This window comes from Vibrio sp. 10N.261.52.C11 (genome assembly GCF_041471405.1).
Classification (GTDB): domain Bacteria; phylum Pseudomonadota; class Gammaproteobacteria; order Enterobacterales; family Vibrionaceae; genus Vibrio; species Vibrio crassostreae_C.
Genome location: NZ_JBFROI010000061.1, coordinates 39,889 through 46,211 on the forward strand (window position 1 = coordinate 39,889; position 6,323 = coordinate 46,211).

Genomic DNA, 6,323 nt, shown 5'->3' on the forward strand with positions numbered 1-6,323 from the left:
AATTTACCACTATAAGTTTCCGAAAAGCCACGCATGAAGATGTGTGGCTTTTTATTTATCTGATAAATAAGGATTTTATAGGGTTGGCATACTTGGTATGGAAGCTGCAATGTTAGAAAGTAGGAAAGATAGGTCATTAACTCATTAGGGAGACCATTATGTTTGAATTAATATTTGTTCTTATTTTCGTTGCGACTCTACTTGTCACTGGTATTACGTTTATGACGGTATTGGCTGCAACCGGAGTGGCGTTATTAGTCATGTTGGTCTTAGGTATGATGGGCGTCGTGTTTAAGTTACTGCCTTGGTTGATCGTGATTGCAATCGGTGTGTGGTTTTTCAAAAATTTTGTACACAGTTCTAACCAGAGACGTTACTAAGGTCATGGTGTCGTCAAATCTTTGATCGTCATCGGTTTATCGTTTGAGAATTTAAGATGTGTGATAGAATTTTCCCCAATAATCTATGAATGTGCATACAATTAGCACAACGATATGGAATTGGAGCTATCTCAAATGAATAAAATGCCATTAATTGCTTTAGTGGGAATGCTATCTTTAAGCTCGGCAGTGTCTGCTGAAGAAGAGTTTTCTTACACGGCTAAAGTCGGTGCCGATATGTGGTGGGGAAGTACAAAGCTAAACGAAGTTAGACAAGATGATGACTCTAACTCACCTTCGTTGTATTTCGCATTTGAGCATAATGCCCCGATGCTACCAAACGCTAGCTTTCGCTATACTTCTGTTGATGCAGATTCATTGGCTTTCGATAAGTACGATTACACCTTCTATTACACGTTGTTAGATCACAAGCTGATGAACTTCGATGCGGGTGTGACGTTTACTCAATACTCAAACTCGAATTACATTGAACCAAAAGCAACAGGTGCGAAAACATCGACGTTTGATGAGTTCACGTGGAGCTTCTACGGTAACGCAGAGATCAATGTGCCGGACACTAACTTCGATATCATTGGTACGATGGAGTTCGGTGATAGCAGTGGTATTAAGAGCACTGACTTGATGGCGGGTGTTCAGTACCGAATTCCAGTATCAGAATCTGAAATTGCCCTGCGTGGTGGTTACCGTGTTATCGATTTAGATTCGGATGAGTTCTTTAGCTCAGAACTAGGTAAGAGCTTTGTTATGGTCGATGGCTGGTTTGCTGGTGCTGAAGTGCGCTTCTAGGCCATATAAAGCAAATTTAGAGCGAATTTTAAGAACGCCACTTTATTAAGTGGCGTTTTTTATATCTATTGGTTACTTGAGTATATATCTTTCTGGAATTAGTTAGCACATTCATCACTTTCGACCATCCTTAATACAGAGAGCCAATTTGCGTCTATTCTTATAAGGTCTATGTAGTGAGGTCAAAGCAAGGGATGGAATATGACACTCAATGAATTACGAAATTTATATAGAGAAAACCTGTTAGTTGAAGCCATCATAGAGCCCTCAATTCAAGAAGGGTCTTGGGTTGTGGAGTTTCGTCATATGGGGGGGGGCTTTGTTCTGCTTACTGATGTTCATGGTGAAGAATGTCATTACGCGGATTTAGACTTGGCATCTAAGTCGGCAATGGCGGTTGGCTTTCAGCAAGTACGCATTGAAAACCAGTAAGACAATTTACGTTTCAATCGGTTTTTACTTCCAAAAAGTTATAAAACATACTTTTCTATTCTTTCTTGTTATTAAAAGGAGTGGTTAATCTATCGTCACGCAATGATTAGGGATGTCGTGACCATGTCTTTAAATAAGAAAGAGTCTTCACAAAATAATAATGCACAGTCTGGGGCTAATGAGTTACCTGGGCTAGCAGCACCACTTAATGACCAACAATTGGGTCATCTTCAGCAAACTGTTTCTGAACTGTCTTCACAGCAACTGGCATGGGTCAGTGGTTACCTTTGGGGAGTGAGCCAAGCTCAGCCTGTCGGTGCTGCTGCGCCAATCGCTCAAGCGGCCGCTGCAGTAGCGGCTAAGCCAGCGGGTAAGCTCAGCATTATCTTCGCTTCTCAAACCGGTAATGCTAAAGGCGTCGCTGAATCGCTAGAGGCAGAAGCAAAAGCCTTAGGTATTGCTGTCGAGCTTTTCGATGCAAGTGATTATAAAGGTAAGAACCTAGCCAAAGAGACACACGTCATTTTTGTGGCTTCAACCAATGGTGAGGGCGAAGCCCCTGATAACGCTATTGAGTTGCATGAATTCCTACAATCGAAGAAAGCGCCAAAATTATCAAACCTACAATACGGTGTGATTGGTTTAGGTGACTCAAGCTATGAGTTCTTCTGCCAAACGGCTAAAGACTTCGATAGCTTCCTCGCTAAGCTTGGTGCTAAATCGTTTGTCGACCGTCTTGATTGTGATGTTGATTACGAAGAATCAGCAACGGAATGGCGCGCTAAAGCATTAGAGCAAGTAAAAGAGACGCTATCGACAGGCACTGAAGCCGATGTGGTTCAATTACCAGTCGGTCAAGCGGCCGCCGGTCATTCGCAATACACCAAACAAAACCCATACACCGCGACACTATTAACCAGCCAAAAGATCACCGGTCGTGATTCGGGCAAAGATGTTCGTCATATCGAGATTGATCTTGATGAGTCGGGCATTACCTACCAACCCGGCGATGCGCTAGGCGTATGGTATGAAAACAGTTCAGAACTCGCAAATCAGATTCTTTCTAAGGTTGGGTTATCGGGTATCGAAAGTGTCGATGTCGATGGTGAGAATCTATCTATCCATAGTGCGCTAGTGAGTAAATTTGAGATTACCACTTCAAACCCTCAACTTGTGACTAAGTTTGCTGAGTTATCGGGCAGCAAGAAGTTAATCAAGCTGGTGGAAGATAAAGACAAGCTTCGTGAATACGCGGGTAATACTCAAGTTGTCGATGTTTTAGCTGAGAAGAAAACTAAGCTATCGGCTGATGAGTTAATTGGCCTGTTACGTAAGCTGACACCGCGTCTCTATTCTATTGCATCAAGCCAAGCAGAAGTAGATGAAGAAGTTCACTTGACGGTTGGTTTGGTTGAATACCAAAAAGGCGAAGAGTCTCGTTTAGGCGGAGCTTCTAGCTTCTTAGCTCAACGTCTTGAAGAGGGTGGTGAAGTGAAGGTGTTTGTTGAGAACAACAATAACTTCAAATTACCACAAGACGACAATACACCAATCATCATGGTCGGCCCGGGTACCGGTATCGCACCGTTCCGCAGTTTTGTTCAAGAGCGTGAAAACAATGATGCTGAAGGAAAAAGCTGGTTGTTCTTTGGTGACCGTACCTTTACTCAAGATTTCTTATACCAAGTTGAATGGCAAAAGTACCTCAAGTCTGGCGCGCTAACTAAGCTCGATGTTGCCTTTAGCCGTGACCAAAAAGAAAAGGTTTATGTTCAGGACCGTTTAATCGAACAAGCAGAGCAGGTGTGGCAATGGCTGCAAGAGGGCGCGTACCTCTATGTCTGTGGCGATGCGACTCGAATGGCTAAAGATGTTCATGAAGCGTTAGTTTCGATAGCGGAAAAGCATGGCAACCAGAGCCGCGAGCAAGCTGAACAATATATTAATGATTTACGTAAAGCGAAACGTTACCAAAGGGATGTGTACTAATGAGCAAGCAAGTAATAGAGCAAGAAGTGCTAGGTCAAGTACTTGGACCTTTGGCTGACAATGAGCGTCTTAAGCGTGAAAGTAATAACCTACGCGGTACGATTGAACAAGATCTCCAAGACCGCATAACAGGTGGCTTTACTGCTGATAACTTTCAGTTGATTCGTTTCCACGGTATGTATCAACAAGACGACCGTGATATTCGTAACGAACGTACCAAACAAAAGCTCGAACCGTTACATAACGTCATGCTTCGTGCTCGTATGCCTGGTGGCATCATTACCCCTAAGCAGTGGTTGGCGATTGATAAGTTCGCAGACGAAAGTACCTCTTACGGTTCAATTCGTCTAACAACTCGTCAAACGTTTCAGTTCCACGGTGTCTTGAAGCCGAACATTAAGTTGATGCACCAAACGCTAAATAGCATTGGCATTGATTCAATTGCGACAGCGGGTGATGTAAACCGAAATGTTCTATGTACGACAAACCCGGTTGAATCTGAACTTCATCAAGAAGCTTACGAGTGGGCGAAAAAGATCAGTGAACATCTATTACCGAAGACTCGTGCTTATGCAGAAATCTGGTTAGATGGTGAAAAACTAGAAACAACGGATGAAGAACCTATCCTTGGTAGCAACTACCTACCGCGTAAGTTCAAGACGACGGTTGTCATTCCTCCGCAAAATGATGTGGACGTCCATGCTAACGATCTTAACTTTGTTGCTATTGCTGAAGACGGAAAGCTGGTGGGCTTTAATGTGTTAGTCGGTGGCGGTCTTGCTATGACACATGGTGATACCTCTACTTATGCACGTAAAGCTGACGACTTTGGTTTTGTGCCATTAGATAAAACGTTAGATGTAGCAGCGGCGGTGGTAACGACTCAGCGTGACTGGGGTAACCGTTCAAACCGTAAGAATGCAAAAACCAAATACACACTAGACCGTGTTGGTATTGATGTATTCAAAGCAGAAGTAGAAAAGCGTGCAGGCGTAGAATTTTCTGAAAGCCGTCCTTATGAGTTTACTGGCCGTGGTGATCGCATTGGTTGGGCGGAAGGCATTGATGGTAAGCACCACTTGGCGTTATTCATCGAGAATGGTCGTTTACTTGATTTTCCGGGTAAAGCTCTGAAAACAGGTGTTGCTGAAATAGCGAAGATCCACAAAGGTGACTTCCGCATGACTGCAAACCAAAACCTAATTGTTGCGGGTGTGTCGACGAGTCAAAAGGCCAAGGTTGAAAAACTGGCGCGTCAATATGGCTTGATGGATGATGCTGTTTCAGAGCAACGTAAAAACTCAATGGCGTGTGTGGCTTTCCCAACATGTCCTTTAGCAATGGCAGAAGCTGAGCGCTTTCTTCCTGAGTTTGTAACGGATGTTGAAGACATTCTGAAAAAACATGGATTACCAGAAGAAGATAACATCATCCTTCGAATCACAGGTTGTCCAAACGGTTGTGGTCGTGCAATGTTGGCTGAGCTTGGTTTAGTCGGCAAGGCTCCGGGGCGTTACAACATGCACTTAGGTGGCAACAAAGCCGGAACTCGTATCCCTAAGATGTATAAAGAGAACATCACTTCAGCTCAGATCTTAGAAGAGATTGATTCGCTGGTGGGACGTTGGGCTACGGAACGTAACGACAATGAAGGGTTCGGTGATTTTACAATCCGAGCTGGCATCATCGAAGAGGTGATAATTTCAAAGAGGGATCTGCATGCATAATTCTGTCGCTTCAAAACTGAAGTTAGCAGAGCTACTCGCATTGACTAAGACGGAGCAAATACTTCGTCTTGGACAAATCAACGCAGAGTTAGAGCAGCTAACCGCATTAGAAAGAGTTAAGTGGGCTTTAGATAATTTAGAAGGGACACATGTTGTGTCTTCTAGTTTCGGAATCCAAGCAGCATTGATGTTGCACCTAGTGACCCAAGCAAAACCAGATATTCCGGTTATTTTGACTGACACAGGGTATCTATTTCCGGAGACCTATCGCTTTATTGATGAGTTAAGTCAGAAGTTGACTCTAAACCTTCAAGTCTTTCGCGCCCAACAGAGCCCTAATTGGCAAGAAGCGCAATATGGAAAACTTTGGGATCAAGGTATAGAAGGGATAGAGAAGTACAACAAGCTTAATAAAGTTGAACCGATGAGAAGAGCGTTGGATGAGCTCGAGGCTGGGACATGGTTTTCCGGTTTAAGAAGAGAGCAATCTCAATCGCGTGCAAATTTGCCAATCTTATCTATCCAAAATGGTGTGTTTAAATTTTTGCCGGTAATCGATTGGACGAATAAAGATGTTCACTATTACCTAGAAGAGCATGGTCTCGGTTATCACCCGCTTCGAGAGCAGGGTTACCTTTCTGTTGGAGATACACATACAACTAAGAAGTGGGAACCGGGTATGACTGAAGAGGAAACTCGTTTTAATGGGTTGAAACGCGAATGTGGTCTCCATGAAGATGATGGAGAGCAATATGGTTCTGGGATTTAGACTCGTTGCCATTTAAAAAGCTGCCATGAGGCAGCTTTTTTGTTTTCTAGGATGAAAATCAGAGCAATTGTGGATAAGTCTGTGGTTATTTTGTAAGTACTCTGTAGTTAAACTTGCACAAATAAGGCTTTGAGTATTTATTCGCCATGTAATCGTTATTTTTGCATCTTTCTTTAATAAACACTTGCCAATGTGATGAACATCTCTATAATGCCGCCT

The 6,323-nt window shown here is 43.2% G+C and carries 7 protein-coding genes; 6 read left to right on the top strand and 1 reads right to left on the bottom strand.

What is annotated here, in order from left to right; genetic code table 11:
• Positions 1–158 precede the first annotated feature (158 nt).
• From pspG to AB4323_RS20060, 6 genes are all read left to right on the top strand, one after another.
• Positions 159–380, top strand: a complete 222-nt coding sequence (gene pspG / locus AB4323_RS20035) for an envelope stress response protein PspG (protein WP_017059950.1) — start codon at positions 159–161, stop codon at positions 378–380.
• A gap of 135 nt (positions 381–515) precedes the next feature.
• Positions 516–1,187, top strand: a complete 672-nt coding sequence (locus tag AB4323_RS20040; protein WP_017059951.1) for a TIGR04219 family outer membrane beta-barrel protein — start codon at positions 516–518, stop codon at positions 1,185–1,187.
• Positions 1,188–1,388: 201 nt separating this feature from the next.
• Complete coding sequence (locus AB4323_RS20045) at positions 1,389–1,619, top strand: hypothetical protein (RefSeq protein WP_004735813.1); 231 nt, start codon at positions 1,389–1,391, stop codon at positions 1,617–1,619.
• A 123-nt stretch (positions 1,620–1,742) separates the two neighbouring features.
• On the top strand, positions 1,743–3,608 hold the full coding sequence (locus AB4323_RS20050) for an assimilatory sulfite reductase (NADPH) flavoprotein subunit (protein WP_136981990.1): 1,866 nt from the start codon (positions 1,743–1,745) through the stop codon (positions 3,606–3,608).
• Entirely contained in the window at positions 3,608–5,335 is a 1,728-nt protein-coding gene (gene cysI, locus AB4323_RS20055) for an assimilatory sulfite reductase (NADPH) hemoprotein subunit (RefSeq protein ID WP_102394624.1), read from the top strand. The genes AB4323_RS20050 and cysI overlap by 1 nt, the downstream gene beginning before the upstream one ends.
• Positions 5,328–6,104 (top strand): phosphoadenylyl-sulfate reductase, encoded by a 777-nt coding sequence (locus tag AB4323_RS20060; protein ID WP_017059954.1) that lies wholly within the window; start codon positions 5,328–5,330, stop codon positions 6,102–6,104. Before cysI ends, AB4323_RS20060 begins: the two co-directional genes overlap by 8 nt.
• Positions 6,105–6,116: 12 nt before the next feature.
• On the opposite strand, the gene AB4323_RS20065 is transcribed toward AB4323_RS20060, so the two are convergent.
• The coding region (locus AB4323_RS20065) for a hypothetical protein (protein WP_206361182.1) at positions 6,117–6,323 on the bottom strand (207 nt) is incomplete at its 5' end.